Genomic DNA, 23915 nt, shown 5'->3' with positions numbered 1-23915 from the left:
TCCCCTCCGGGGCCGGTGCGTTGGATACCCCGTCGGGACGACGGTAGCGCAGGCCGCCGCTCACGTCGGCGCGCACGCCCGCGGGTAGCGCGTCGTCGAGCGGGGGCGGAGCGCACGGGTACGGCGGATGCGATCGCCAGGGGCATGTGCTCCCGGCGTCGACCCCGTACCCGCTACCGTGGGTCGGATGAGCAACCCGGCAACACCGCCGCGTTCCCTCGCGGAGGCGCTCCGCGCCAGGGACGACGCCTCCCTGGCCGCGCTGCTGCGCAGCCGACCCGACCTCGTCACCCCCGTGCCCGGCGACCTCACCCAGCTCGCCACCCGGGCGGGTACCCGGGCCTCGGTGCTGCGCGCCCTGGAGCGCCTCGACCTGTTCGTCCTGCAGACGGCCCAGGCCCTGGCCGTGGCGGCGGACCCGGCGTCCTACGACGAGTTGCTGGGCCTGATGGCGGGCGACGCCGGCGACCGGGCCGTCGCCGCCGCCCTGCCCGACGCCCTCGCCACCCTGCGTGAACAGGCCCTGGTGTGGGGCGGTGACGACCGGCTGCGCCTGGTCCGCACGGCCCGTGAGGTGCTGGCCCCGACCCCACAGCACCCGTCCCCGACCGGCCTCGGCCCGACCGTGCGGGAGGCCACCGCGGGCATGTCACCCGGCCGTATCCAGGAGATCGTGACGGCCGCGGGCCTGCCCTCGACCCATGACTCGGTCTCCGCCGTGGCCGCGCTCAGCGCCCTGTTCACCGATCGCGCCCGGATGGCCGCGCTGCTGTCCGGCGCCCCGGCGGAGTCCCGCGAGGTGCTGGCCCGGCTCGTCTGGGGGCCGCCGTACGGCCAGGTCACGGCCGAGCCGGCCGCCCATCTGCGCTGGCTGCTCGACCGCGGTCTGCTGCTGCCGACGGCGCCCGGCACCGTCGTACTGCCCCGCGAGGTCGCCCTGCATCTGCGCGAGGGCCGCGCCCACCGTGCGCCCGAGGCCGTACCGCCGCCGGTGGAGACGGCCGCGACGCATCCCGCTCAGGTCGTGGACGCGACGGCGGCCGGGCAGGCGTACACCGCGCTGGCGACCGTGGCGGACCTGCTGAAGGACTGGGACGAGGGCGGCCCAACGGTGCTGCGGGCCGGCGGGCTCAGCGTCCGTGACCTGAAGCGGACGGCCGTCGCCCTCGACGTGTCCGAACCGGTCGCCGCCTTCTGGGTCGAACTGGCCTATGCGGCGGGCCTGCTGGCCTCCGACGGCGAGGCGGATGAGCGGTACGCGGCGACCCCGGCCTACGACGAGTGGCTGGAGCTGCCCCCGGCCGAGCGCTGGGCGCGGCTCGCCGAGGCGTGGCTGACGGCGACCCGGACGCCGGGTCTGGTCGGCGGGCGGGACACCAAGGACCGTACGTTGGCGGCGTTGGGGCCGGGTCTTGACCGTTCCGTGGCGCCCGAGGTGCGGCGCCGGGTGCTGGGGCTGCTGGCCGCGCTGCCGGAGGGCGCCGCGCCGGACCCCGATTCGATGCTGGCCCGGCTGCGCTGGGAGCGTCCGCTGCGCGGCCCGGTGGGCGCCCCGGAGCGCGAGGCCGGCCGGCCGCGGGGCGGCGAGGAGGACCTGCGGTCCCGGATCGCGCGCTGGACACCGGCGGAGGCGGAGTTGCTGGGCATCACCGGCCGGGGCGCCCTCTCTGCCCACGGCCGCGCGCTGCTCGGCGCGTTCGGGCCCGCGGGCACGGCCGCCTCGGCGCCCGCCTCGTCGAGGGGCCCTCGCCGGTCCGACGGCGGCCCGGGGACCGGTAGCGGTGGCCCGGCGGACGGGCCCGGGGACAAACTGCCCGCGCATCACCACCGGCGCCCGCCCGTGCCCCGCGAGCCCCTTGCCCCGGCCGAGCGTGCGGCGGCCGCCACCGTGGCCGCCGGGCTGCTCGCGCCGCTGCTGCCCGAGCCGCTGGACCACGTGCTGCTCCAGGCGGACCTGACGGCGGTGGCGCCGGGGCCGCTGGAGCGACCGCTGGCCGACACGCTGGGCGTGCTCGCGGACGTGGAGTCAAAGGGCGGCGCGACGGTCTACCGCTTCACGCCCGCCTCCGTGCGCCGCGCCCTGGACGCCGGCCGGACCGCCGCCGACCTGCACGCCTTCCTCGCCGCGCACTCCCGCACCCCGGTCCCGCAGCCGCTGACGTATCTGATCGACGACGTGGCACGTAAGCACGGCCGGCTACGGGTGGGCGCGGCCTCCGCGTACGTACGCTGCGACGACGACGCGCTGCTGAACGAGATCCTCGCCGACCGGCGGTCGGCCGCCCTGCGGCTGCGCAGGCTGGCGCCGACCGTGCTGGCGGCGCAGGCCGACCCGGCGGCGCTGCTTGAGGGCCTGCGCGCGATGGGGTACGCGCCCGCCGCCGAGTCCGCCGAGGGCGATGTGCTGATCGCCCGCGCCCACGCCCACCGCACCCCGCCCCGCACGGCCCCCGAGCCGGTCCCGGACGGCCCGCCCGTCCCCGACGCGACCCTGCTGTCCGCCGCGATCCGCGCGATCCGCGCCGGCGACCTGGCGGCCACGACCTCGCGCAGGCCCGCGGGCGCGGCGACGGCGGGCGGCGACCTGCCGCGCACCAGCTCCGCCGAGACCCTGGCCACCATGCAGGCCGCCGTCCTGACGGGCGAGGCCCTGTGGATCGGATACGTGAACGCCGAGGGCACCGCGAGCCAGCGCGTCATCGCGCCCATCCGGGTCGAGGGCGGCTTCGTGACGGCGTACGACCACACGGCGGACGAGGTACGGACCTATCCGCTGCACCGGGTCACGGGGGTCGCGGAGCTGGCCGCCGACTGAACGGGGACTCGCCGTGATCAGCTGCCGGTAGGGCACACTGGACGTTTGGCCGGGACTGTGGCCATAAGGAAAGGGTGCCGCCCAGGACACCGCATCAGCGGTGAATCTGCCGCTCGTAGCGATGACAATCCCTCGCACGAGCGGGGGTCCCCATAGCTTTCCTGCCGTTGCCGTCTCGCTAACGGCGGCCGCGTTGACCGAGCGGCTGCGCCAGTGCTTGGCCTGAACGATTACACGCTCGGTGCGGACACCACCGGACCCGTCTCGAAGAACCCGGTCCATGGAGAGGTCACGCCCTCGGTCGGGGGCACGGGTTTGCATCAGCCACTCGACGTTCTGGTGCTCCGGAATGTCTCGCAGTAGGTCGTAGAGGAGCCGTTCGAACCCGTCGTCGTTCAGCAACTCCCATGGAAGCGCCAACGTGGCCGCCCCTGTGAGGTTGCCCGCGGCCGCCTGTCCGAGATCGATGTCCGGGACCGGTAGCGGATCGCTGTCGCCGAGAGACTTGGCCTCGATGCCGGCGCGCACGGCCGGCCAGTCGAGTTCAGCGATGTCGTGCCAGTCGAGCCCCTGACTGAAGCGCATGTGCCGCTGCAGATCCCACCAACGATCAATGCTTTCGGCGTCTTCGCCCAGGAGCCTTGCGATTTCCCCGATCGCAGTCTCGACTTCGTCGGTCTGTTCGTTTTCCAGGCGTTCAACGGCGTCTCGCGCGGTGTCTCCCAATGCGAGGGGGAGCGCTGCGTCGACCGTGGAGACGAGTTGCTCCAGTCGACTCCGTGCGGCACGCCGACGAGCCCTGTCCAGGCGGTATCGGTAGGCAGCAAGATCCGCTCCCGGTGTCTCCCCGGCAGCATGTACGGCGGTGGGGTGCTCGCCGATGTCGAGGTAGTCGATGAAGGCTTGGCCCATTTCGTCGATGTCCGGGAGCGGCTCAGTGATCGTCCAGCCATCGATTCGCGGGAGCCCAGGGAGCAGATCCGCCCAGGCCGCCCGAAGGGCTTCGTACTGGACATCTGAGCCGCGTTGCGGGCCGGATGGAATGAACGGCTTTGCGCGCTCCCACACGCTGTCCATTTTTCTCAGGTTGGCCGCCGTACGGTCCATGGCGCGCAGTAGTTCTTCGAGGTCCATGCTCACAGACTCGCACTCCTCACTCCGGGCGTGGGATCTTCTCTCATCAGGAGGCGGTACATGCGCGGGATGAGTGTCGCGCGCGTCGGGAGCGCTTGGCAGTCTGGCGCTCCTGACCTGCTCGTTCCCTGCCCTGAGAGCCCTCACGACCTCTGTCGGTCCACACCTGGCCCACCGGCACCTGGCTGTCAGGTGTACCGGGCCACCGTGTACGCGGTCGGCCCTGTGAGTGTGCCTCCGGAGCTGTCGGTCATGTCCAGGATCTCGAAGCCGACGCGCTCTGCGTACTGTTCGAGTTCGCGTGGGAAGAGGACGCGTCTGCGGATCTCGTCCTGGGCCTCGTCCCCTGAGGGGAGCGCCCAGTGCCGGTGCATGGTGTTGATCTGCGTCCGCAGGTCCCACTCGTGGCGGATCGTGACGGTCGCCGGGCCGCTCGGGGTGTCGACCGTGGCGGTCATCGGATCGGTCCCGGTGATGGGTGCGACAGGGGAGCACAGGACGAGCAGGGTGCCCCGCTGGGCGTGGGCCGCGAAGGTGGCGAAGACCTGGGTGATCTCGTCGTTGTCGTGGACGTAGGCGAGGCTGTTGCCCATGCAGGTCACCACGTCCATGCACCGCCGGAGTCGCGCGGTGCGCATGTCTCCGACGCGGATGTCCAGCTCCGGCCGGACCTGGCGGGCGTAGTCGACCATGCCGGGCTGGAGATCGAGGCCGATGCACTCGAAGCGCTTGGCCAGGATCTCCAGGTCCCTGCCGGTGCCGCATCCGAAGTCGACCAGCGTCCGGGCGTCCGGCCGATGCGTCTCGATCAGGGTCTGACACGTCCCGGCACCAGTGCTGTCGGACTGGATCACGTCGTACAGGACCGGGTCCCGGTAGAGGAGGTTCGTCGCTTCCACTGGTTCCGCTTCCGTGTAGTGGCTGGTCACATCAGGCTCCGCAGTCCGACCTCAAGCGCGAGGACATCGCACAGCAGATCGGGGACCGTCGGGGCGGCGTCGGCGTCCTTGCGGGCCTGAGCGAGTGCCTTGCCGTCAACGTAGCCGAGATCGACCAGGACGGACTCCTTCAGCATGTCGTCCAGTACGGGCAGGCCGTAGGAGCGCAGCCCCTTCTCCAGGACGGCCAGGAAGTTCTCCGGTTCGGCCGGCGCCGCCACCGACTCCGGCAGTCCCGCCCACCTGATCCGCTCACGGAACAGCGCCTTGCCTCGCTTGTACTCGTGTGGCAGCTGCTGCATGAACCGGACGATCCGCGGGTGTACGAGCGGGCTCACCGGCCAGACGCCGGCCCGCAGGAAGCCGGGATTGTGCATCCCGAACGCCATCAGGGTCGGCACGGGCAGGACGGGAATGGGCGCCAGGTGCTCGTTCACCTCGGTCAGGGCGCGGACCGCCTTCGGACCGAGCCACGGAACGGGTTCCGGCGTCGGCAGTTGCGCGTCGGTCCTGGAGTGGTGGGCGTTCACCTCGTCCCCTCCGCTGCCGGTGAACATGACCTCGCACCGTCGGGCGGCTGCCTGCTCGCGTACGACGTCGAAGGCTTCCTGGTAGAACGCCCCCGCCGGATCATGCGGCCGGCGCAGAGCACGTACGCCGCCGGGGCAGAACGGCGGGTGCTGCACGGCGGGAATGGCCACGTCTCGGAAGCCGCAGTGATCCGCGTACGCCTGGCGGCGCTCGCGCTGCTGCCTGCCGATGCTTCCCCCGACCAGTAAGCCGAAGCTGTGCGCCTCCGGGAAGCGCGCCGCCTTCACGGCCAGGGCGACGTTCCCGGAGTCCGCGCCGCCCGACAGTTCGACACCCACGCACCCCGTGGCGCTCGGCGCTTCGCGGATCACGTCGGTCAGCAACTCGTCGAGCATGGCGAGTGGATCGACACCGGGCCGCAGCGCGCGGGGCTCCAGGACGTGTACGGCAGGTTCCGGGTAGTGGATGCTGAGTCCGGAAGCAGTGAACGTGGCCGACGCCCGCTCAGTCAGGCGGTAGACGCCCTCGAACAACGTCTCGGAGGTGTAGCGATGCTGCCTCGTCAGCGTCCGCGCCACGACACGCGGCGCTAGGCGATCGGCCGACAGATGCGGCCCCAGTGCCGCCACATCCCATGACGCGTGCAGCTCGCCGACCTTCTCCAGCAGGTACAGCGGGGCTGTCCCGAAGACGCCCGCCGTGAGACGGGCTTCCCCGGCCGTCATGACGACCTCGACGAAGTCGGGATCGCCGTGCTTGTACTCCTTCACCCTCATCCGCACACATGGCGCCTGGTCGTCCCGGACCTCCATGACCAGCGCGGACACGTTCGCGGCCTCGATCCAGCTTTCGCCGCTGACCCAGCGACCTCCTTCCGGCCTCCATCGGGGCTCCTGAAGATCGGCCAGGCGCAGACGCATCGACAGCATGTCGTCCCTTTCCGAAGTCATGCGGCGGGGCGGGGCCGCGAACGACCGCGCCCCGCCTGGCGTCAGCCCTGGATCACTTGGAGCAGTGGTCGCCGTTGTTGTCGCCACCGCCGGGCATCTTGTCGAGCAGCGTGGCCTCGACGGCCGGGACGCCGGTGATCAGGTCGCCAGTGAACAGCTCGTCCACGTTCATCGCGTTCTCCTCTTACGGTTGAACCCGAACCCCGCGGCTGATGCTGCGGAGTTGATCCCGTCCGGCTGCCGGTCCCTTGCGAAGAGGGCGGCCGGACGGGGTGCCCACCGCTTCCGGCGGTGGGCCCTCCCTCGCCACACGTGGGGTTGGATGTGGCAGGGAGGAGTCAGGTGGGGGTGGAGGCGGCGGCCACGCCCAGGACGAAGCCGACCGATGCGGAGACGGTGATGATCAGCAGTGGTCCGGCGTAACGGCCGATGACTGCGGATAACCGCCTCACAGCCGCTCGCCGCGACTGCGCTCGTTCGCCTCGCGCACGGCGATGCTCAGCTCGGCCGCGCTGTGCTGATGCTCGGGACGGCTGTGCTGCGGGCACTCACACGGGGGGAACAGGTTCGAGCCCGGCGGCGGATCCGCGCCCTCGTAGGTGTCGATACTCAGCACCCCGTCCACGCCGCGCTCTTCGGTCAACTGGGCCAGTCGGGCCCGCGCTTCGCTTTTCATCCCTCAGTCCCTCAGACGATGGCTGCGGCGAGGTCTCGCCGTTCCCTGCTGCCTCTACGCAACCGCGTGACCACGCACAGCGGTACCGTTGCAGCAGCGCCGGGACTTGAAAGCCTTGAAAGTTCGCAAGGGCACGGGGAGTTGAGGGCATGGCCAAGCGTGAACCGAACGGGGCGCTCGGGCGCCTGCTCACCGAGAGCCGCTGGACCTACCGCCAGTTCGCTCGGGCAGTGAACCGTGTGGGCACCGAGATGGGTACGCCCCTGCGATACGACGAGTCGGCAGTGAGCCATTGGCTGGGCGGCACCGTGCCTCGCGGAGCCGTGCGGGTGTGCGTCCTGGAAGCCCTCTCTCGGCGTCTGGGGCGGCCCGTAACGCACGCTGAGGCCGGTCTACCCGTTCCCCGCGATCACTCCCCGACAGCCGCGGATACCGTGGAGGGGCTGATCGACCTCGGGAGGCAGGACATGGACCCATCGCGCCGCAGTGTCTTGGGGGCCGGCCTGTTCTCCGTCGCCCTCACGATTCCCGGGTGGCCGGATGTCATCGGCCGTGCCGAAGCAATCCAGTCCGGCCGCGCCCGCCGGATCGGCATGAACGAAGTGGACATGGTCATCGCCATGACCGAGCGCGTCTCGGAACTGGACGACCAGTTCGGCGGTCGCCACGCACGCCCCATGGCCGCCTCGTTCATGGTGAACACCGTGGCGTCCTACCTGCGCGCCGACGCCCCCGACGACGTGCGGAAGGCCATGCTGTCCGCGGCCTCGGACCTGCTGTACCTGACGGGCTACATGGCCGTGGACGAGGGGCTGCACGGCCTCGCGCAGCGCTACTACGTCAAGGCGCTGGAACTGGCGGGCGCCGCCGAGGACCACCTGACCTACTGCACCACTCTGCGCGGCATGAGCGTCCAGGCGATCGACCTTCGCCACGGGGGAAAGGCCATGGAACTGGCAGACGCCGCAGCAGCCGCCTCCCCGAAGGCCGGACCTCGCATGCTGGCGTTCCTCGCCGGCCAGCAAGCACACGCCGCCGCGCAGACCGGCGACCGGACTCGGGCGTTGCGATACATCCGGGAGGCCGAGACCGCCATGGATCGCGCCGAGTCGCGCGGCAAGGCGTTCGGCTCGTACGACCCGGCATCGCTCAACTACCACATCAGCCAGGTTCGTTACGAACTCGGCGATGTCTCCGGCGCCATCGAAGCCATGCAGCAGTCCGACAAGGTGCGCTACAGCGTCTACCGCCGCGCCCGCGTCCGACACCGCGCCATGCTGGCGGAACGACAACTGGAAATCGGCCACCTGGAAGCGGCCTGCGACACCTGGCACCAGGCGCTCGACGACTACCCCATGGTGCAGTCCGGCCGAGCCGACGACCGGATCAGAACCATGTTCGGCCTTCTCCGGCCGCACCTGAAGAACACCACTGCGCGGGACCTCTACGACCGCGCACGAACGATCGCGCCGCCTTCTCTGGTCAGCTGACCCATACCGTTGGCGACCTCAGCCACAGAAAGTCAGCCACGACGGCGGGCGCGCCGAACGAGCACCCGCCACGTGTGTCTCCAGCAACCACCCACCGGCCCCAGCCACGCTTCCCCGATCCGTCACGGCCTCGACCCCGTCCCGGCCTGAGCGTTGCCGTACGCGTTGCCTGACGGATGGGCAGGGGCCGGCTGCCCGGGTCAGGGCTGATTGAACGGCAATCCGCGGTGACTGGTGCGGACTTGGCATGCGCTCTGCTCCTGCTGCCCGTGCTCGCCATGGGGCGGCTGTCGGGGTTCTTCGTGGGTCTGGCTGCCCGCTTCTCGGGCTTTTGCGGCGCGAGCGGGCGGGGGCCGTCGCGGGCGGTGGCGGAGACATGGAGCCAGCGGCGGCCTGGGGCCGCCGCGCCGCGCGGCCCGCGTCAGCGGGCCGCCTTGATCCAGTAAAGAAACTTTGAACAGCTCCGCTGCGCTGGACCCGTGGCCGGTCATGCGGCCATGCGGCCATGCGGCCATGCGTTGACCCTGCCTTCCCATCCGTTCCGCAGCTTCCCAACCGCTATGGATACCTATGGCGGCACAACTGCCTATTCGTCCCAGCGGTCTGCGGAAAGTATCCACAAGTCGGCCGATGCATGGTTGGCGCCTGTGGAAAAGCCAGCGGCTTACCACAGCCTTTGTTATGTATTCGTGACCTTGGGGGTGCTCTAGTGGTAGGTGGTCTGGTCAGTGGGGCGTGCTGGTCGCTTGGTACTCACGTGCGGCCGTTATGCGCTCGTGACCTTGGCCGCCCCTCCGTGGTAGGTGGCGTGGTCGGTGGCGAATGGTGAGCTGGCAGCACGGATGCCCGGTGATCTGTGAGGCAGGTCACGAGAGGTGGCGTCACACCGGAGCGTGTTTTCGAACCTGTAGCAAGTGCAGGGGATCGCTCGTCGCGGTGGAGGTGTCCGCTTTCGATGATCTGCTGTCGCGCACACCGGAGGGCCCGGCGGAGCTAGGCACGGAAGAGGTAAGAAGTGATCGGCATCACATCTGTGCAGGGTCACGCGAGACCCGAAAAGCCAGCCTCTATGGACGTCCCTCAAAGCGGGGCGGCGAAACATAGCCGACGATCGCCGGTTACCCAAACCGGCGTTTCTCCAGACCATTGATGCACTGTCCGGACGACTGGAAGGACAAGCGACATGAGCGCGCTGAAAAGGCACGGGCCCGTACGGCGGGACGTGAAGAAAGGTTGTTGCCCGCCCGGCGGGAGCGCGGCGCCATGCCCCTCGCGCCTGTCCGGTCCGGCCGGTAGACCTGGCTCGACAGCCGCGATGACGGCTTGCCGAGCGGCACGGGCAAGCCCTGATCCGGAGGTGGATGACCGCTGGGCAAGCCTTCGGGCAAGCCCCCGGCGGTTGGCTGAACTCGACACGCAGCAACGGCACAACAACGAACGGGTGGAAATGAACAAGCACGAGGCAGCATTGATTGCGGCGAAGCTCAAGGAAGTTGAAGACAAGGTGACGCGGCTGGAAGATCTGGCGCGTCGGGTGCTCGAAAACGCCCGTACTACTTCTTCGGCGACTTCTTCGCCTCGGTGACGCCGCCGAGCTGCCCGAAGACCTGGAACAGAGTGTCCAGCCTTGCGTTTATGGCATCCAGTCGTTCCGACAGCTCGATGTATTCCGGCGTGGGCATCTGCCCGCCGCTTGCCGCCTCGGGAGCGCCGGCCTTCGGGTCGGCCTCTGGCAGAGGATCCGCGACGAAATTGCCCCGCCCCGGCATGGTGTTGATCAGCCCTTCGTCGCGCAGCATGCGCAGGGCGGAACGCGCGGTCATATTCGCGATCTCGTAGGTCGCTTCCAGGTCGCGGGACGAAGGAACCCGCTCGCCCGGCTTGAGGCGGCCGGCTCGGATCTGCCGCCGCAGCTCCTCGGCGACCAGACGGTATGGCGGGGTGTCGGAATCCTTGGGCAGCTTCATAGCCCGAGGGTAGCGGGCCTGGCCCGTCTACCGCAGTAAGACCCTGTTGCACCTCCTATTTTCCACATACACCTCCCCGCCATAGGCGCGATGTGCGCTAGGCGCTTGATGGACCCATGGCAGGTGGTGCACTGTCGATCTCGCTTCGCCACCCCAAGCGGAGCACCTACCGAAAGGACGTAACACCCATGGCTCGAATCCGTGTTGGGCTGCTGCCCACCGCGTCGTTCATGGTCGGCACCCTGCCGGTGCCGAAGTACACGGACGCCGAGAAGACCGAGTTCGCCAGGGACCGGGAGACCAAGGCGAAGCTGATGACGGTCACGCTCTTCTTCATGGAGGAGGACCGCGCCGAGGCCCTGAAGATCACCGTTCCGGAGACCGGTCTCCCCAACGGCCTCAAGCCGGGGCTGCCGGTCATGCCGGTGGAGCTGTTCGCCACTCCGTGGGCCCGGATCTTCAACGGATCGCTCTCGGACGGCATCGCCTACCGCGCGGAGCGGCTGGACCTGGTCGGCGGTCCGGCTTCGGCCGCTGAGGCGGCGTGAGCGGTAGTGCGTTCCGGTCCGGCGTCGAGTGCAGCTACCCACTGCCTCACGCCGGGCCAGATGCCCGGCTCAGTGACTCCCTCATCAACTCGGTGGCGGCCGTGCTCGTCGGCTACGGCTTCCCCCGCCTCGCCGCCCCGGATCGGGCGGCCCTCGAAACGGCCCTCGCGGCCTTCCTCTACAACTCTCAGGAGAGCAACACATGAAGGACAACGACCCGACCGGAGGAGCCTTCGGCTACGGCCCCCTGGTCGTCGGCGTGGCGCTGGCCGTGCTCGTCGGCTGGTCGGTGTGGTGGGTGGTGCGCTACCTGCGGGCCGATGCCATGACCCGGCAGTCCATCCGGCAGGCGGTGCGGGTGCGGCGGACGTGGAAGCGGCTCGCGCAGATGCTGAAGCTGTGCGCCACGGACAGGATGCCGACCCCGCTGGCCTCGCTGGCGAACACGGACGGCAAGCCCGTCAAGCCGCGCATCCTGGTCCCCGCGCTGAAGGTCACGCACGACGCGTACGGGGTGATCGCACGGGCAGGGTGCCTGCCCGGGGTCGGCCTGGCGGAGTTCCAGAAGGCGGCCCCCTACCTGGCGGATGCCTGGCGTATGACCCGAGTGTCAGCGCTGCCGGGGGACAAGCCCGGACAGGTCATGCTGCGCGGTGTGCGCGTGGACCCGCTGATCACGCCGACCGTTCACGTGCCCACCGGACGGCCACCTGAGGAGTACGCGAGGTGGGACCTGGGGGTGGACGAGTTCGGCATGCCCGTCTTCGTGCCCCTCAAGGAAGTGCCCGGAGTGGCTGTCGGCGGCCTGCCGGGCTTCGGGAAGACCTCGTGTGTGAACCGGCTGGTGTGTGACTGGGCGCCCTCGCCGGCCGTGCAGTTCGTCTTTTTCGACGGGAAGGTGTCCCACGCCTACGAGGGCGACTACGCCGACCTCGTACAGCGGGCGTTCGCGTTCTGCGGGGACGACCTGGAAGAAGCGAACAAGCTCCTCAAGGAGCTGGTGGAGCTGCGCCGTGCCCGCTCCGCGAGCATCCGCAAGGTGCTGGGAAGGAAGAACATGTGGCACGTCGGCCCGTCGGCTGACTGGCCCCTGATCGTCGTCGTCATCGACGAGGCTCATACCTACTTCCGCGACCACAAGGGCTCCGACCCGGCCACGAAGCGGCTCGCGGCGTTCGCTGCGGAGAACGCCCGACTCACGGAGGACCTGGTGAAGAAGGGCCGCTCAGTCGGTTTCCTGACCCTGCTCACCACGCAGAAGACCACCGGAGACGCCATCCCCACCTTCATCCGCGATGTCTGCCCGGTCGGCCTGTCCTTCGCGCAGAAGACCGCTGACGCCGCCGTGGCCGCGCTCGGCGACGACATCCGCGAGTGGCCCGACGCGAGCCCGGTCCTTCTCCAGGACCCCGCGTACGTCGGTGTCGCGGTCATGTCCCAGCACGGCCGCCCCGGCTTCATCCGCATCCGCACCCCCTACGTCGCCGACGAGGACGCCGCCCGCGTCGCCGAAGCCACCGCCCACCTGGTCCACCATCCGGCCCGGCTCCTGGAGGACCTGACCGGACGGACGGTCGTGGACCTCACCAAGGACGACCCCGAGCCCCCCGCCATGGCGGCCTGACGTGCGCCGATTCATGAGGATCTACATCCGGCACATGCGTAAGGCGATCACCGCCCAGGACTACGACAGGGCCGCTCGGATCGGCATCGCCGCCTACCGCCTCGCCAACGCCAACGAACGTCGGGTCCTGGAGACCTACCTCGGCCCGAACGCCGCCCGCCGGGCCGGCCTCGCCCCCAGGCCCTGACCACCCCCGCCTATTCCCCGCCGACACCACGAGAGGAGGTGAACTCCCAATGTCTGAGGACCGGATCACCCAGCGCACCGTGACCGTGGTCATGGGCATCATCGCCGCCCTGGCGTTCGTCTTCTCCTTCGGCAACGTCTGGGCCCTGGCCCTGCGCCTGGGCGTCCCCGCCCCCATCGCGCCCCTGATCGCCCCCATGGTCGACCTGTCCGTGGTCGGGCTCCTGGTCGCCCTGCGCTACCTCTCCCTGCGCGGCGTCCCGTCCGAGCAGATGAAGGCGGCCACCCGCCTCATGCACGTCTCCGGGCTGCTGACCCTGGCCCTCAACATCGCCGAACCCATCGTCGCCCGGCACTACGGCCGCGCCGCCGTGGACGCCGTGGCCCCGGTACTGCTCCTCGGCTGGGGAACGGTCGGCCCGCAGCTCCTGCGCTCCTTCCACGCAGTCGCCACCGATGCAGCCGCCCCGGCCCCGGCGGCCGACACGGAACCGACCCACGAGCCCGCCCCGGACTCGATTGCCGAGACGGAACCCGCCCAAGAGCCCGCTCCGGCCTCCACTGAGCCGGAACCAACCCCGACGCCTGCTCCACCCGTCACGCCGGAACCGGCCCCGGTCGTCGCGCCCAGCGCCCCGGCGCTTGTTCCTGCGCCTGCGGTCAAGGTTCCTGAGCCGCTGCTCGCCGAAGCACGCTCCGTCGCCGCATCCCACCACGCCGAGCACGGCGAACCCATCACGGCGGCACAGCTCAAGAGGCGACTCGGCATCGGCCTGCCCATGGCCACCGCCCTCCACGCCGCTCTGTAGGCGGCGCTCTCCCCGCCGACCTCCCGGCATCTCCCACCCTCGCCCGTCCCTGGGCCCAGTCCGTCATGCCTGCGGGCAGCAGCCCGAGCGCACTGTTCGCTGCTGCCCGCAGGTCCCCACCCTCGCGCCAGAGAGGAGACCCCGCCACTCATGCGCCGCCCCCTCGACCTGCGCCACGTCATCAGCCCCAGCCTGCGGGACCTGATCGAACTGGCCAATACTGACGACTTCGACCGCGTACAAGAGCAGGTCCGCAACCTGCGCGGCTGCACCAACCCGGTCAACCTCCACGGCTGGACGATCACCACCGACCAGACCACCAAGGAAGTGGTCCGCTCCTACCACTCCGAAGACGAACCCACCGGACGCCTGCTGACCACCTGCGGCAACCGCCGCGCCTCCCGCTGCCCCGCCTGCTCCCGCGTCTACGCCGCCGACACCTACCACCTGATCAAGGCCGGACTGTCCGGCGGCAAGAACGTCGCCGAAACCGTCCGCGACCACCCCCGCGCCTTCGTCACCCTCACCGCCCCCTCCTTCGGCCCCGTCCACCGCCACACCGACAGCGCGGGCAAACCCCGCCGCTGCCGCTGCGGAACCCAGCACACCGACGACGATCCGGCCCTGAGCACCCCGCTGAACCCGGCTACCTACGACTACGCCGGGGCGGTCCTCTGGAACGCGCACGCCGGACAGCTCTGGGCACGCTTCACCACCTACCTGCGCCGCACCCTGGCCGAACACCTCGGCATGACGCAGAAGGCGCTGAACTCCGCCCTGCGCGTCTCCTTCGCCAAAGTCGCCGAGTACCAGAAGCGCGGCCTGGTCCACTTCCATGCCGTGATTCGCTTCGACGGACCCGAGGGCCACACCACCCCGCCCCCGGCCTGGGCCACCTTTGACGCCCTCCGTGTCGCCGTGGGCCTGGCGGTCAAGCGTGCCCGGCTCACTATCGAGTCCGACTCCATCGGCGAACGCGTCATCGCCTGGGGCGACCGGTTCAAGGTGGACCCCATCACCGCCCTGGGCGACGGCGAACTCACCGACGCCAGGGTTGCCAAATACACAGACGCCAAGGTCGCCGGATACATCGCCAAGTACGCCACCAAGAACGCCGAAGGTGCGGGCACCGTGGACCGCACCCTGATCTGCCGCCCCTGCGCCGGACGCGGCTACCTGCGCGGCCCTGACGGATTCCACGACCGCTGCCCCGACTGCGACGGCACCGGACAGGCCGAACCCATCAAGGCCCTGCCCATCCAGCAGCACGTACGCCAGATGATCCGTACCGCCTGGGCCCTCGGCCACCTGCCAGAGTTCGCCGAACTCAAGCTCTGGAAGTGGGCCCACATGCTCGGCTTCCGCGGCCACTTCTCCAGCAAATCCCGCGCCTACTCCACCACCCTCGGCGCGCTCCGCGACGTACGCCGCGCCTGGCGTCTCGCCCACGCAGAAGCCGCCCGCACCCGCGCCGGCCTCCCCGCCACCGACGAGACGACCCTCGTCACCGCCTCCTCCTGGACCTACCTCAGCAGCGGCTACCGCCCCGGTGAGGAGTTCCTCGCAGCCCAGGTCCGCCACGACATATCCCACACCCAACGCCTCAAGCAGGAGGGGGATTTCTCATGACCAACCGCAAGACGACGTTCGTCGGCCGCTTCCACTGCGGCCAAGGCTCCTGGCGGGTCTCCACTGGGACTGAGGAAGTCGCCACGGTCATCAGGCAGCTCTTCGGCAGGCAATCGCCGTCCCATGACAGCCACGAAGCCGACCACTTTGAAGTTCTGCCCCGATCAACCTCCATGCGGGTCGTCATCTCCGGCCCCGAATCCATCAGGGCCGGCCTGCTGACAGCCGCACCTCGCTATGAACCCCGGCCCAGTACTCGGCTCTCGTTCCGCCTCGCCGACGCACACGCCCTCGGCGGCTTCCGCCTCAGTTCCGCCTCATGGGACCTGGCAGAGTCTGTCCCCACGCTGAAGACGGCACTGTCCGAGACGGACGGGGACGCCCTCTGCGAACTCGCTGCCGAGACAGTCGAGTTCACAACCCGCGACGGTGTGGCGCTGTCGTATTGCCGCCCCTCTATCAAGGTCATTGGCCCTTGGCGCAACCCCGACCAGCACGCCATCTGACCTGCACACAGACAGCGGCGCCCCCACCTCGTCCGTCCGGTGGGGGCGCCGCCGCGTGTGTCCGGTGACGTCGGCGTCAGCCCTGGCTGTCAGCCGCCTCGGTCTCCTGTTCGCTCTCCTTCGCCGCTGCCGCCCGCCGCATGTGCCCCTCCTCGCCGAAGTACACCGACAGACGCGACGTGTCCAGCTTCTTGCCGCCGCGCCTCGCGGGTGCCACCTCCACGTAGCCGCCCGCGTTCAACAGCAAATCTCGCTTACCGGCCACGTCCGAGCGCTTCCACTGCTCGGCATGCGTCTCTCCGGTCGGTTCCGCCTTCACGCCGCCCGGCTTCGCCGTTCGCTGCCTCTCCTTCAGGGTCGCCAGTCGCTCTTCCAGCTTGGCGTACTGCTCCGCGTACCGGATCGCTCCGTCGTCGCCTCTGAACAGACCCCGGTCGTAGCGATCCTTTTGCAGGTCGGCCAGCGCTTCCTCGGCCTGCCTGATCTGCGGGCGGAAGTCCTCACCCGCCTCCTGGACCATCCGCATCACGGGAAGGTGCCCGTACTTCGCAAGGAACTGCTCGGTGACATGTTCCTCGGTGGTCACCCCCGCCACGGTCGGCCCGTAGCACTTCTCGCCCGGCTTCTCCTCCCCCTTGGCCGCCCGCTGGCGGTACTTCAGCGGGCCGATGCACCGGTACCGAAGCTGACCATTGCGCCCGCTGAAGGTGTACATGCGCTCGCCGCAGACTCCGCAGTGCATGATGCCGCGCAGCAACGACGTACCCTCCCGGCGCTTCTCACCGGGGTTGGCCCGGCGCTCCAACTCGTCCTGGAGCGCCTGCCAGGTGTCCGTGTCGAGGATCGGCGGCCGGTTGACCAAGGGCAGACCGTCCGTCCGCAGGATCGGCTTTCCGTCCTCGATGACCTGGCCGAGCAACTGGGGGTTGCCCAGCATGCTGCGCAGCGTCGTCGTGTACCACTGCTTGGAGTCGCTGCGCTTTCCCGTGGTCTGGCGTGAGAAGTGGCCGGGCGACGGGACGCCCTCCTTGTTGAGGTCGTTGATGATCTGCATGAGCGAGTCCTTGGTCAGGACCCGCTCCACGATCCGCTTGATCGTCTTGGCCTCGTCCTCGTTGACCGCAAGGACCTTGCCCGCCCCGTTGGGATTGGGGACGACCATGTACCCATAGGGGACCCGACCGCCGGTGTAGCGGCCCTCGCGGCGCAGGTGCTCGTGCGCGCTGGACACCCGCATCCCGATGGTGTCGGACTCCAGCTCAGCGAAGACCGCGATCACCTTTGCCATGGCCCGACCCATGGACGACGTGAGGTCCAGCGGCTCCGTCGCCGACGCGAGCGCAACGCTCTGGTGCTCGGCGAGTCGCATGATCTCCGCGAAGTCGACCGTCGAGCGCGCAAGCCGGTCGATCTTGAAGAAGACGATCACGTCCAGCTCGGCGAGCCTGGTCAGGATGCGTTGCAGTCCCGGCCGGTCGAGCCCGCGTGAGAAGCCCGAGACGTCGATGTCTTCCTCGGCGGCCACGACCTCCCAGCCGCGTGCCTCGCACAACGCTTCACAGGCCGCGCGCTGGCGTTCCGGCGAAGTCGTCTCGTCGGTTTCGCGCGATAGGCGAACATAGATAGCGGCGCGCATCCCCGGCGCGCTGGCCGGGACGCCCTTCCGGCGTCGGGCACGGGGCATAGCCCGTGCTGTGACAGGCGTTGTTTCTGTCATGAGACGACCTTATCCCTGGAGGTATGTGTGTCCTGCCTAATCGTCCAGTCCGACAAGACCCTGCTCCTGGAGGTCGACCACGAGCGGGCCGATGACTGCCGTCGGGCCATCGCGCCGTTCGCCGAGCTGGAGCGGGCGCCGGAGCACATCCACACCTACCGGGTGACGCCGCTCGGCCTGTGGAACGCGCGGGCGGCCGGTCATGACGCGGAGCAGGTCGTCGACGCGCTCGTGCAGTACAGCCGCTACCCGGTGCCGCACGCGCTGCTCGTGGACATCGCCGAGACCATGGACCGCTACGGGCGGCTGACCCTGAGCAAGCACCCGGCGCACGGCCTCGTGCTCACCAGCAGCGACCGGCCGGTCCTGGAGGAGGTGCTCAGGTCCAAGCGGATCGCGCCGCTCGTCGGGGCCCGGATCGACCCCGACAGCGTCGCCGTGCACCCCTCCGAACGAGGCCAGATCAAGCAGGTGCTGCTGAAGCTGGGCTGGCCGGCCGAGGACCTCGCCGGGTATGTGGACGGGGAGGCGCACCCGATCGAGCTGCGCGAGGACGGCTGGGCACTGCGGGCCTACCAGAAGCAGGCCGTGGAGAACTTCTGGCACGGCGGGAGCGGGGTCGTGGTGCTGCCCTGCGGTGCGGGCAAGACGCTGGTCGGCGCCGGGTCGATGGCGCAGGCCAAGTCCACCACCCTGATCCTCGTCACCAACACGGTCTCGGCCCGGCAGTGGAAGCACGAGCTGGTGCGGCGGACCTCGCTGACCGAGGACGAGATCGGGGAGTACAGCGGTACGAAGAAGGAGATCCGGCCGGTCACCATCGCCACGTACCAGGTGCTGACCACGAAGCGGAAGGGCGTCTACCCGCATCTGGAGCTGTTCGACTCCCGTGACTGGGGGCTCATCGTCTACGACGAGGTGCATCTGCTGCCGGCTCCCGTCTTCAAGTTCACCGCCGATCTGCAGGCGCGCCGCCGGCTCGGGCTGACCGCGACGCTGGTGCGCGAGGACGGCCGCGAGTCGGATGTGTTCTCGCTCATCGGGCCCAAGCGGTTCGACGCGCCGTGGAAGGAGATCGAGGCGCAGGGCTATATCGCGCCCGCCGACTGCGTCGAGGTCCGGGTGAACCTGACCGACGCGGAACGGCTCGCGTACGCGACCGCGGAGACGGAGGAGAAGTACCGCTTCTGCGCGACGACCGACACCAAGCGCCGGGTCACCGAGGCCCTGGTGCGCCGGTTCGCCGGACAGCAGATCCTCGTCATCGGCCAGTACATCGACCAACTCGACGAGCTGGGCGAGCACTTGAACGCGCCGGTGATCAAGGGGGAGACGTCCAACGCGCAGCGCGAGAAGCTGTTCGACGCGTTCCGTGAGGGCGAGATCAGCGTGCTCGTCGTGTCGAAGGTCGCCAATTTCTCCATCGACCTGCCGGAGGCGACGGTCGCCATCCAGGTGTCGGGCACCTTCGGCTCCCGGCAGGAGGAGGCCCAGCGGCTCGGGCGGGTGCTGCGCCCCAAGGCCGACGGCCACCAGGCCCACTTCTACTCCGTGGTGGCCCGCGACACCATCGACCAGGACTTCGCCGCACACCGCCAGCGCTTCCTGGCGGAGCAGGGGTACGCCTACCACATCATGGACGCGGACGAGATCCTGACCGAGACCTGAGCCACGCGCCGCCCTCCGCCCCCCGCCCTTGGTCAGACCTGTCGCCCACCGTGGCCCCGTCCGGTCGACGGCTCGGGGAAGCGCGATAGGGGGAGCCGGTGGCCCGGTCAGCGGAGGTGTCCGGGGATCCGACGACGGTACGGATCAGCAGGGCGAGGGCGAGCAGTGGGTACGGGGAAGCGAGCGGCTGCTGCCACCACGCGAGCCGCAGGTCCAGGTCGCCCTCGTGCGGCAGCAACCACATGGTGCGGGCGGTGAACACGGCCGCCGTCAGCGCCGCGAGCGGGACGCGGCCCTCCGCGAGGAGTACGGCGATCAACGGGACGCACCACACCCAGTGGTGGGACCAGCTGATCGGCGAGACCAGCAGGGCGGTGCCCGCCGCCAGCAGGATGCCGTGCCGCTCCCGCGTCGCCCGTGCCGCCGACCACAGGCCCGCGACGGCCACGACGGCGACCGGGAGCGCCCACGCCGCACCCGGTGCCTGATCGCCCGCCGCCCGTGCGATCAGGCCCGGCAGCGACTGGTTGTCGACGATCCAGACCTTGCCCACCCGGCCGGTCTCGAAGAGCCCTCCGGTCCAGAAATCGGCGCTGGCCGCCGGGAGCAGGACGGCGCCGACCGCGAGGGTCGTGGCGAAGCCGGCCGTGGCCGTCGCCGCCTCCCGTCGCCGCCCGGTCAGCAGGAGGTGCACGACGAAGACGGCCGGGGTCAGTTTGATCCCGGCCGCCACGCCCAGGGCGAGTCCCCTGGCGCGGGCGCCCGGCGGGCGGGTGAGGTCCCACAGGACGAGGCAGGCGAGCGCCAGGTTGATCTGGCCGAACAGGACCGTCTGGAAGACCGGTTCGAGCCACAGGGCCAGGGCGGTGGCCGCACACACCTGCGGCGCCCGGGCCGTCCGGCCCGCGAGCCGGGCCGAGAGGACGACGAGATGGGCGAGCAGGAGCACATTGCCCGCGACGAAGGCCGCCTTCATGGCCGGGACGGGGATCCAGGTCGCCGGCACGAACAGGACCGCCGCGAACGGCGGGTAGGTCGCCGGCAGCCGCCACTCGGTGACGGTGAAGCCGTACAGGTCGCCGCCGTGGACGACGGCCTCGCCCTCGGCCCGGTAGACCAGCGCGTCGGCCATCGGGGCGCGTTGCAGGACGCACAGGGCGGTGAAGGAGAGGAGGGACAGGGTCAGGAGGAGGTAAGGCGTCACCGTCCGTTGTGCCACGGAGGTGAACCTATGGGTTACTTACGGCGAACGCCCGCTTCCTCGCCGTACTCGCCGAGGATGACGACGCCGAACGCCGCCTCCGCGAACACCTTGACGGCACGCAGGACGTTGCCCAGGCGGTGGTGGTGGTTGCCGACGACGGCCGTGGCGCCGGCCGGGCCGGAGGGGGCCGGGTGGATGGTTGCAGCGCTCATGTCTCCATGGTGGAACGCCGGGCACCAGGTCGTCATCGGTCTCCGGAGCCAATCCCGGACCCCGCACGTACCCCTCCGGAGGGACCCGGTCCCCCTAGGCGAGGCGGAGGCGTCCCCTAGGGGAGGCAAAGAGAGGAACGGAAACAGGGGGCAGAAAAAAAGGGGGGCGGAAAAGCATTGGCTTCGGTCCGGGGCTCGTCATTAGAATCTCCGCTCTTGCCCGCCTCCCTCCCGGAGCGCCGCCGTCCGGCCGGAAACCGGACGGCTTCCCGTCACGCAGGCGCGCCCGTCCGCGCGCTGTCCGTGCACCCGCCTTGAGCAGCCGACCGGAGGCACCGCCTTGTCCACGCCCGCCCACGACCCGCTGGACGACCCGCTCGCCCGGGAACGCTCCCATCTCGCCCGGTCCCGTGCCGCCCTGCGCGCCATGCGCGAGGACGTCGAATCCCTCGACATCAGTGATGTCACCGCGAACTGGGTCAACGCGGAGGTGCTGGCCCGGCAGATCGACGAGCGCATCAAGGCGCTGGCCGACCTCAGCGACACCCCCCTGTTCTTCGGCCGGCTCGACTACCTGCGCCCGCCGGGCGCGGACCGGGCCGAGGGCGCGCCCGGCGAGCGGTTCTACATCGGGCGGCGGCATGTGCACGACGCCGGGGGCGATCCGATGGTCATCGACTGGCGTGCGCCGGTGTCCCAGCCGTTCTACCGGGCGTCCAAGAAGGACCCGATGGACGTCGCGCTGCGCCGCCGCTTCGGCTACACCGGCGGGGATCTGACGGCGTACGAGGACGAGCATCTGTCGGACCCGACGGAGGAGGCCCGCACCAGCAAGCTGCTCCAGCAGGAGATCGAACGGCCGCGCATGGGCCCGATGCGGGACATCGTCGCCACGATCCAGCCGGAGCAGGACGAGATCGTGCGCTCCGGCCTGGCCGGTACGGTCTGCGTCCAGGGCGGCCCCGGCACCGGGAAGACCGCCGTCGGACTGCACCGGGTCGCCTATCTGCTCTACGCACACCGGGAGCGGCTGGCCCGCACCGGCACCCTGGTCATCGGGCCGAACCGGTCCTTCCTGCACTACATCGAGCAGGTGCTGCCCGCGCTCGGCGAGCTGGCGGTGCGGCAGGCCACCGTCGACGACCTGGTCGGGCAGGTGGAGGTGCGCGGCACGGACGAGGCGGCGGCCGCGCTCGTCAAGGGCGACGCACGGCTCGCCGAGGTGCTGAAGCGGGCCCTGTACGCGCAGGTGACGATGCCGACCGAGCCGGTCGTGGTGGTGCGCGGCTCGCGGCGCTGGCGGGTTCCGGCGTACGAACTGGAGGAGATCGTCCGCGAGTTGCTGGCCCGTGACATCCGGTACGGGGCCGCCCGCGAGGCCCTGCCGCAGCGGATCGCGCATGCGGTGCTGGTGCAGATGGAGCGGGCGGGCGAGGCGCCGGACGACCGGGTGCAGGACGCGGTGGCCCGCAACAGCGCGGTGAAGGCGGCGGTCAAGGCGATCTGGCCGCCGGTCGATCCGGCGAAGCTGGTGCTGCGGCTGCTGACGGACGCGGACTTCCTCGCGGCGCACGCGGAAGGGCTGCTGTCCCAGGACGAGCAGAAGATGCTGCTGTGGTCGAAGCCGGTGCGCAGCGTGAAGTCGGCCAGGTGGTCGGCCGCGGACGCCGTGCTCATCGACGAGGCCACCGACCTTGTGCAGCGCACGCACTCGCTGGGGCATGTGGTGCTGGACGAGGCGCAGGACCTGTCCCCGATGCAGTACCGGGCGGTGGGCCGGCGCTGCACGACCGGCAGCGCGACCGTCCTCGGCGACCTGGCGCAGGGCACCACCCCGTGGGCGACCCGCAGTTGGGACGAGGCGCTGGCGCACCTGGGCAAGACGGACGGCGTGATCGAGGAACTGACCGCGGGTTTCCGGGTGCCGACGGACGTCATCGCGTACGCCTCCCGGCTGCTGCCGCACATCGCCCCCGGCCTCACGCCGGTCGCCTCGGTCCGGGAGAACCCGGGCTTCTTCGACCTGCGCGCGGTCGACGGCACCGGTGATGTCGTCGCGGCCTGCGAGGAGTTGCTGCGCAACGAGGGCTCGACCGGCCTGATCGCGGCCGACGCGCGGGTCCCGGCGCTGGCCGAAGCGCTCACGGCGGCCGGGATCACGTATCTGGCACCGGGCGAGGAGACGACGCGGGAGGCGCGCGTGACCCTGGTCCCGGCATCGCTGGCCAAGGGCCTGGAGTACGACTACGTGGTCCTCGACGAGCCGCGGGCCGTGGTCGACGCCGAACCGGACGAACGCACCGGCCTGCGCCGCCTGTACGTGGCCCTGACCCGAGCCGTATCAGGTCTGATCATCACCCACACGACCCCCCTCCCACCCCAACTGACCTGACCCCGGCCCCCATCGCGAAATCGACGGGCCGTCACGAAAGGCCGAGGCTAACAAGGGTGGTAATCGCACTCCCGGGGTCGGCAGAGGCAGTTTCCGCAGCGTCAGTCCGCTTGGGTTGTGTCTGCACTGACTTGATCGACGTCCATCGCGTAGATCGTGCTGCTGTTGCCATGTTGGCCCTTCAGGACTCGTCGGTCGCGTCCAGGGTTCGGCGCCACTGCGTCACCGACCGGGCGGACAGGGGGCCCGCCCAGCCGTCGGGACGGGCCGCGCCGCCGATGTGGAACGCGGTGACGCCCGCGGAGCGGAGTGCCGGGACATGGTCGAGGCGCAGGCCGCCGCCGACCATGACCGTCGGCTCGTAGCCCGGCTCCTGTCCGCGCCAGGCCTCCGCGAGCAGCGTGGGCAGCCCGTCGTCGACACCGGCCGCCGACCCGGCGGTCAGGTAGGCGTCGAGGCCGGGCAGATCGGCGAGCTGCTTGCGCAGGGCGTCACGGTCGGCGGCCCGGTCGATCGCGCGGTGGAAGGTCCACGGGCAGCCGTCCAGTTCGGCGACGACCCGCTCCAGCGCGTCCAGGTCCGGTCCGCCGCCGGCGTCCAGGAATCCGAGCACGAACTGGTCGGCCCCCGCCCACCGCAGCTCCCTGGCCGCCCGCACCAGCCGCTCCACGCCGTGCGGCCCGCCGGCGGCGAACCCGTCGGAGAGCCGCAGCATCACGCGCAGGTCGATGTCGACGGCGGCACGGATCCCGGTGAAGGTCGTCACCGACGGGGTCAGCCCGTCGGCCGCCATGTCGGTGACCAGTTCGAGGCGGTCCGCGCCTCCGGCCTGCGCGGCGACCGCGTCCTCGACGCCGAGGGCGATCACCTCCAGGACTGCACGCGTGCTCATAGGACCCCTTTCCGACGGTGTTCCCTG

Annotated in this window: 21 protein-coding genes and 1 pseudogene; 13 read left to right on the top strand and 9 right to left on the bottom strand. The window is 70.3% G+C overall.

Translation table 11 applies throughout. The annotated features are described in order from the left end of the window. The first annotated feature begins 187 nt into the window (after nt 1–187). Entirely contained in the window at nt 188–2815 is a 2628-nt protein-coding gene (locus ACFYTE_RS22900) for a helicase-associated domain-containing protein (protein WP_388713309.1), read from the top strand. Between the two features lie 87 nt (nt 2816–2902). Here ACFYTE_RS22900 and ACFYTE_RS22895 read toward each other — a convergent pair. Next, a pseudogene (locus ACFYTE_RS22895) lies at nt 2903–3400 on the bottom strand (restriction endonuclease); the annotation flags it as partial. Here ACFYTE_RS22895 and ACFYTE_RS22890 point away from each other — a divergent pair. After that, the gene (locus tag ACFYTE_RS22890; RefSeq protein ID WP_388713306.1) at nt 3401–3835 is read left to right on the top strand and encodes a hypothetical protein; all 435 of its coding nucleotides are present in this window, start codon (nt 3401–3403) and stop codon (nt 3833–3835) included. It begins immediately after the preceding pseudogene. A gap of 302 nt (nt 3836–4137) precedes the next feature. On the opposite strand, the gene ACFYTE_RS22885 is transcribed toward ACFYTE_RS22890, so the two are convergent. From ACFYTE_RS22885 to ACFYTE_RS22875, 3 genes are all read right to left on the bottom strand, one after another. After that, nucleotides 4138–4878, bottom strand: coding sequence for a class I SAM-dependent methyltransferase (locus ACFYTE_RS22885; protein WP_388713303.1), 741 nt, complete (start codon nt 4876–4878; stop codon nt 4138–4140). Further along, the gene (locus tag ACFYTE_RS22880) at nt 4875–6368 is read right to left on the bottom strand and encodes an asparagine synthase-related protein (protein WP_388713300.1); all 1494 of its coding nucleotides are present in this window, start codon (nt 6366–6368) and stop codon (nt 4875–4877) included. The genes ACFYTE_RS22885 and ACFYTE_RS22880 overlap by 4 nt, the downstream gene beginning before the upstream one ends. A gap of 448 nt (nt 6369–6816) precedes the next feature. Continuing rightward, a complete protein-coding gene (locus ACFYTE_RS22875) occupies nt 6817–7044 on the bottom strand; it encodes a hypothetical protein (protein ID WP_388713297.1) in 228 nt (75 codons plus the stop codon). A 149-nt stretch (nt 7045–7193) separates the two neighbouring features. Between ACFYTE_RS22875 and ACFYTE_RS22870 the strand changes: the two genes are divergently transcribed. Then, nucleotides 7194–8534 (top strand): tetratricopeptide repeat protein, encoded by a 1341-nt coding sequence (locus ACFYTE_RS22870; RefSeq protein WP_388713295.1) that lies wholly within the window; start codon nt 7194–7196, stop codon nt 8532–8534. Nucleotides 8535–9891: 1357 nt separating this feature from the next. After that, nucleotides 9892–10119, top strand: a complete 228-nt coding sequence (locus tag ACFYTE_RS22865; protein ID WP_388713292.1) for a hypothetical protein — start codon at nt 9892–9894, stop codon at nt 10117–10119. On the opposite strand, the gene ACFYTE_RS22860 is transcribed toward ACFYTE_RS22865, so the two are convergent. Next, nucleotides 10088–10501 (bottom strand): GntR family transcriptional regulator, encoded by a 414-nt coding sequence (locus ACFYTE_RS22860; protein WP_388713289.1) that lies wholly within the window; start codon nt 10499–10501, stop codon nt 10088–10090. The two genes, ACFYTE_RS22865 and ACFYTE_RS22860, sit on opposite strands and share 32 nt — an antisense overlap. A 188-nt stretch (nt 10502–10689) precedes the next feature. Between ACFYTE_RS22860 and ACFYTE_RS22855 the strand changes: the two genes are divergently transcribed. The 7 genes from ACFYTE_RS22855 to ACFYTE_RS22825 all read left to right on the top strand — a co-directional run bounded on the left by ACFYTE_RS22855 (nt 10690) and on the right by ACFYTE_RS22825 (nt 15803). Next, a complete protein-coding gene (locus ACFYTE_RS22855) occupies nt 10690–11049 on the top strand; it encodes a hypothetical protein (RefSeq protein WP_388713286.1) in 360 nt (119 codons plus the stop codon). Continuing rightward, nucleotides 11046–11255 (top strand): hypothetical protein, encoded by a 210-nt coding sequence (locus tag ACFYTE_RS22850; protein WP_388713283.1) that lies wholly within the window; start codon nt 11046–11048, stop codon nt 11253–11255. Before ACFYTE_RS22855 ends, ACFYTE_RS22850 begins: the two co-directional genes overlap by 4 nt. Further along, on the top strand, nt 11252–12673 hold the full coding sequence (locus tag ACFYTE_RS22845) for an FtsK/SpoIIIE domain-containing protein (protein WP_388713279.1): 1422 nt from the start codon (nt 11252–11254) through the stop codon (nt 12671–12673). The genes ACFYTE_RS22850 and ACFYTE_RS22845 overlap by 4 nt, the downstream gene beginning before the upstream one ends. A 13-nt stretch (nt 12674–12686) precedes the next feature. After that, nucleotides 12687–12860: a hypothetical protein gene (locus ACFYTE_RS22840; protein ID WP_388713276.1), complete on the top strand. Its 174-nt coding sequence runs from the start codon at nt 12687–12689 to the stop codon at nt 12858–12860. A 49-nt stretch (nt 12861–12909) separates the two neighbouring features. Then, nucleotides 12910–13668: a DUF2637 domain-containing protein gene (locus ACFYTE_RS22835; RefSeq protein ID WP_388713273.1), complete on the top strand. Its 759-nt coding sequence runs from the start codon at nt 12910–12912 to the stop codon at nt 13666–13668. 150 nt (nt 13669–13818) lie between these two features. Continuing rightward, nucleotides 13819–15297: a replication initiator gene (locus tag ACFYTE_RS22830; protein WP_388713270.1), complete on the top strand. Its 1479-nt coding sequence runs from the start codon at nt 13819–13821 to the stop codon at nt 15295–15297. After that, the gene (locus ACFYTE_RS22825) at nt 15294–15803 is read left to right on the top strand and encodes a hypothetical protein (protein ID WP_388713267.1); all 510 of its coding nucleotides are present in this window, start codon (nt 15294–15296) and stop codon (nt 15801–15803) included. Before ACFYTE_RS22830 ends, ACFYTE_RS22825 begins: the two co-directional genes overlap by 4 nt. 76 nt (nt 15804–15879) lie before the next feature. Here the strand turns inward: ACFYTE_RS22825 and ACFYTE_RS22820 are convergent, their stop codons facing one another. Then, a complete protein-coding gene (locus ACFYTE_RS22820; RefSeq protein WP_388713264.1) occupies nt 15880–17439 on the bottom strand; it encodes a recombinase family protein in 1560 nt (519 codons plus the stop codon). 108 nt (nt 17440–17547) lie between these two features. Here ACFYTE_RS22820 and ACFYTE_RS22815 point away from each other — a divergent pair, with 108 nt between their 5' ends. Beyond that, the gene (locus tag ACFYTE_RS22815) at nt 17548–19188 is read left to right on the top strand and encodes a DNA repair helicase XPB (RefSeq protein WP_388713261.1); all 1641 of its coding nucleotides are present in this window, start codon (nt 17548–17550) and stop codon (nt 19186–19188) included. Here the strand turns inward: ACFYTE_RS22815 and ACFYTE_RS22810 are convergent. Together ACFYTE_RS22810 and ACFYTE_RS22805 are read right to left on the bottom strand one after the other, a co-directional pair. Then, nucleotides 19154–20320, bottom strand: a complete 1167-nt coding sequence (locus tag ACFYTE_RS22810) for a glycosyltransferase 87 family protein (protein ID WP_388713440.1) — start codon at nt 20318–20320, stop codon at nt 19154–19156. The genes ACFYTE_RS22815 and ACFYTE_RS22810 overlap by 35 nt on opposite strands. Nucleotides 20321–20424: 104 nt before the next feature. Further along, entirely contained in the window at nt 20425–20604 is a 180-nt protein-coding gene (locus ACFYTE_RS22805; protein ID WP_388713258.1) for a hypothetical protein, read from the bottom strand. A 340-nt stretch (nt 20605–20944) separates the two neighbouring features. On the opposite strand from ACFYTE_RS22805, the gene ACFYTE_RS22800 reads away from it, so the two are divergent. Beyond that, the gene (locus ACFYTE_RS22800; RefSeq protein ID WP_388713255.1) at nt 20945–22996 is read left to right on the top strand and encodes a HelD family protein; all 2052 of its coding nucleotides are present in this window, start codon (nt 20945–20947) and stop codon (nt 22994–22996) included. Nucleotides 22997–23177: 181 nt separating this feature from the next. Here ACFYTE_RS22800 and ACFYTE_RS22795 read toward each other — a convergent pair whose 3' ends face one another. Further along, the gene (locus ACFYTE_RS22795; RefSeq protein WP_388713252.1) at nt 23178–23888 is read right to left on the bottom strand and encodes a copper homeostasis protein CutC; all 711 of its coding nucleotides are present in this window, start codon (nt 23886–23888) and stop codon (nt 23178–23180) included. Nucleotides 23889–23915 lie beyond the last annotated feature (27 nt).

Origin of the sequence: Streptomyces sp. NPDC004629 (genome assembly GCF_042873595.1) — a bacterium.
Taxonomy (GTDB): domain Bacteria; phylum Actinomycetota; class Actinomycetes; order Streptomycetales; family Streptomycetaceae; genus Streptomyces.
The sequence above is the reverse complement of the archived record's forward strand: the minus strand, read 5'-3'. Positions and strand labels throughout refer to the sequence as shown.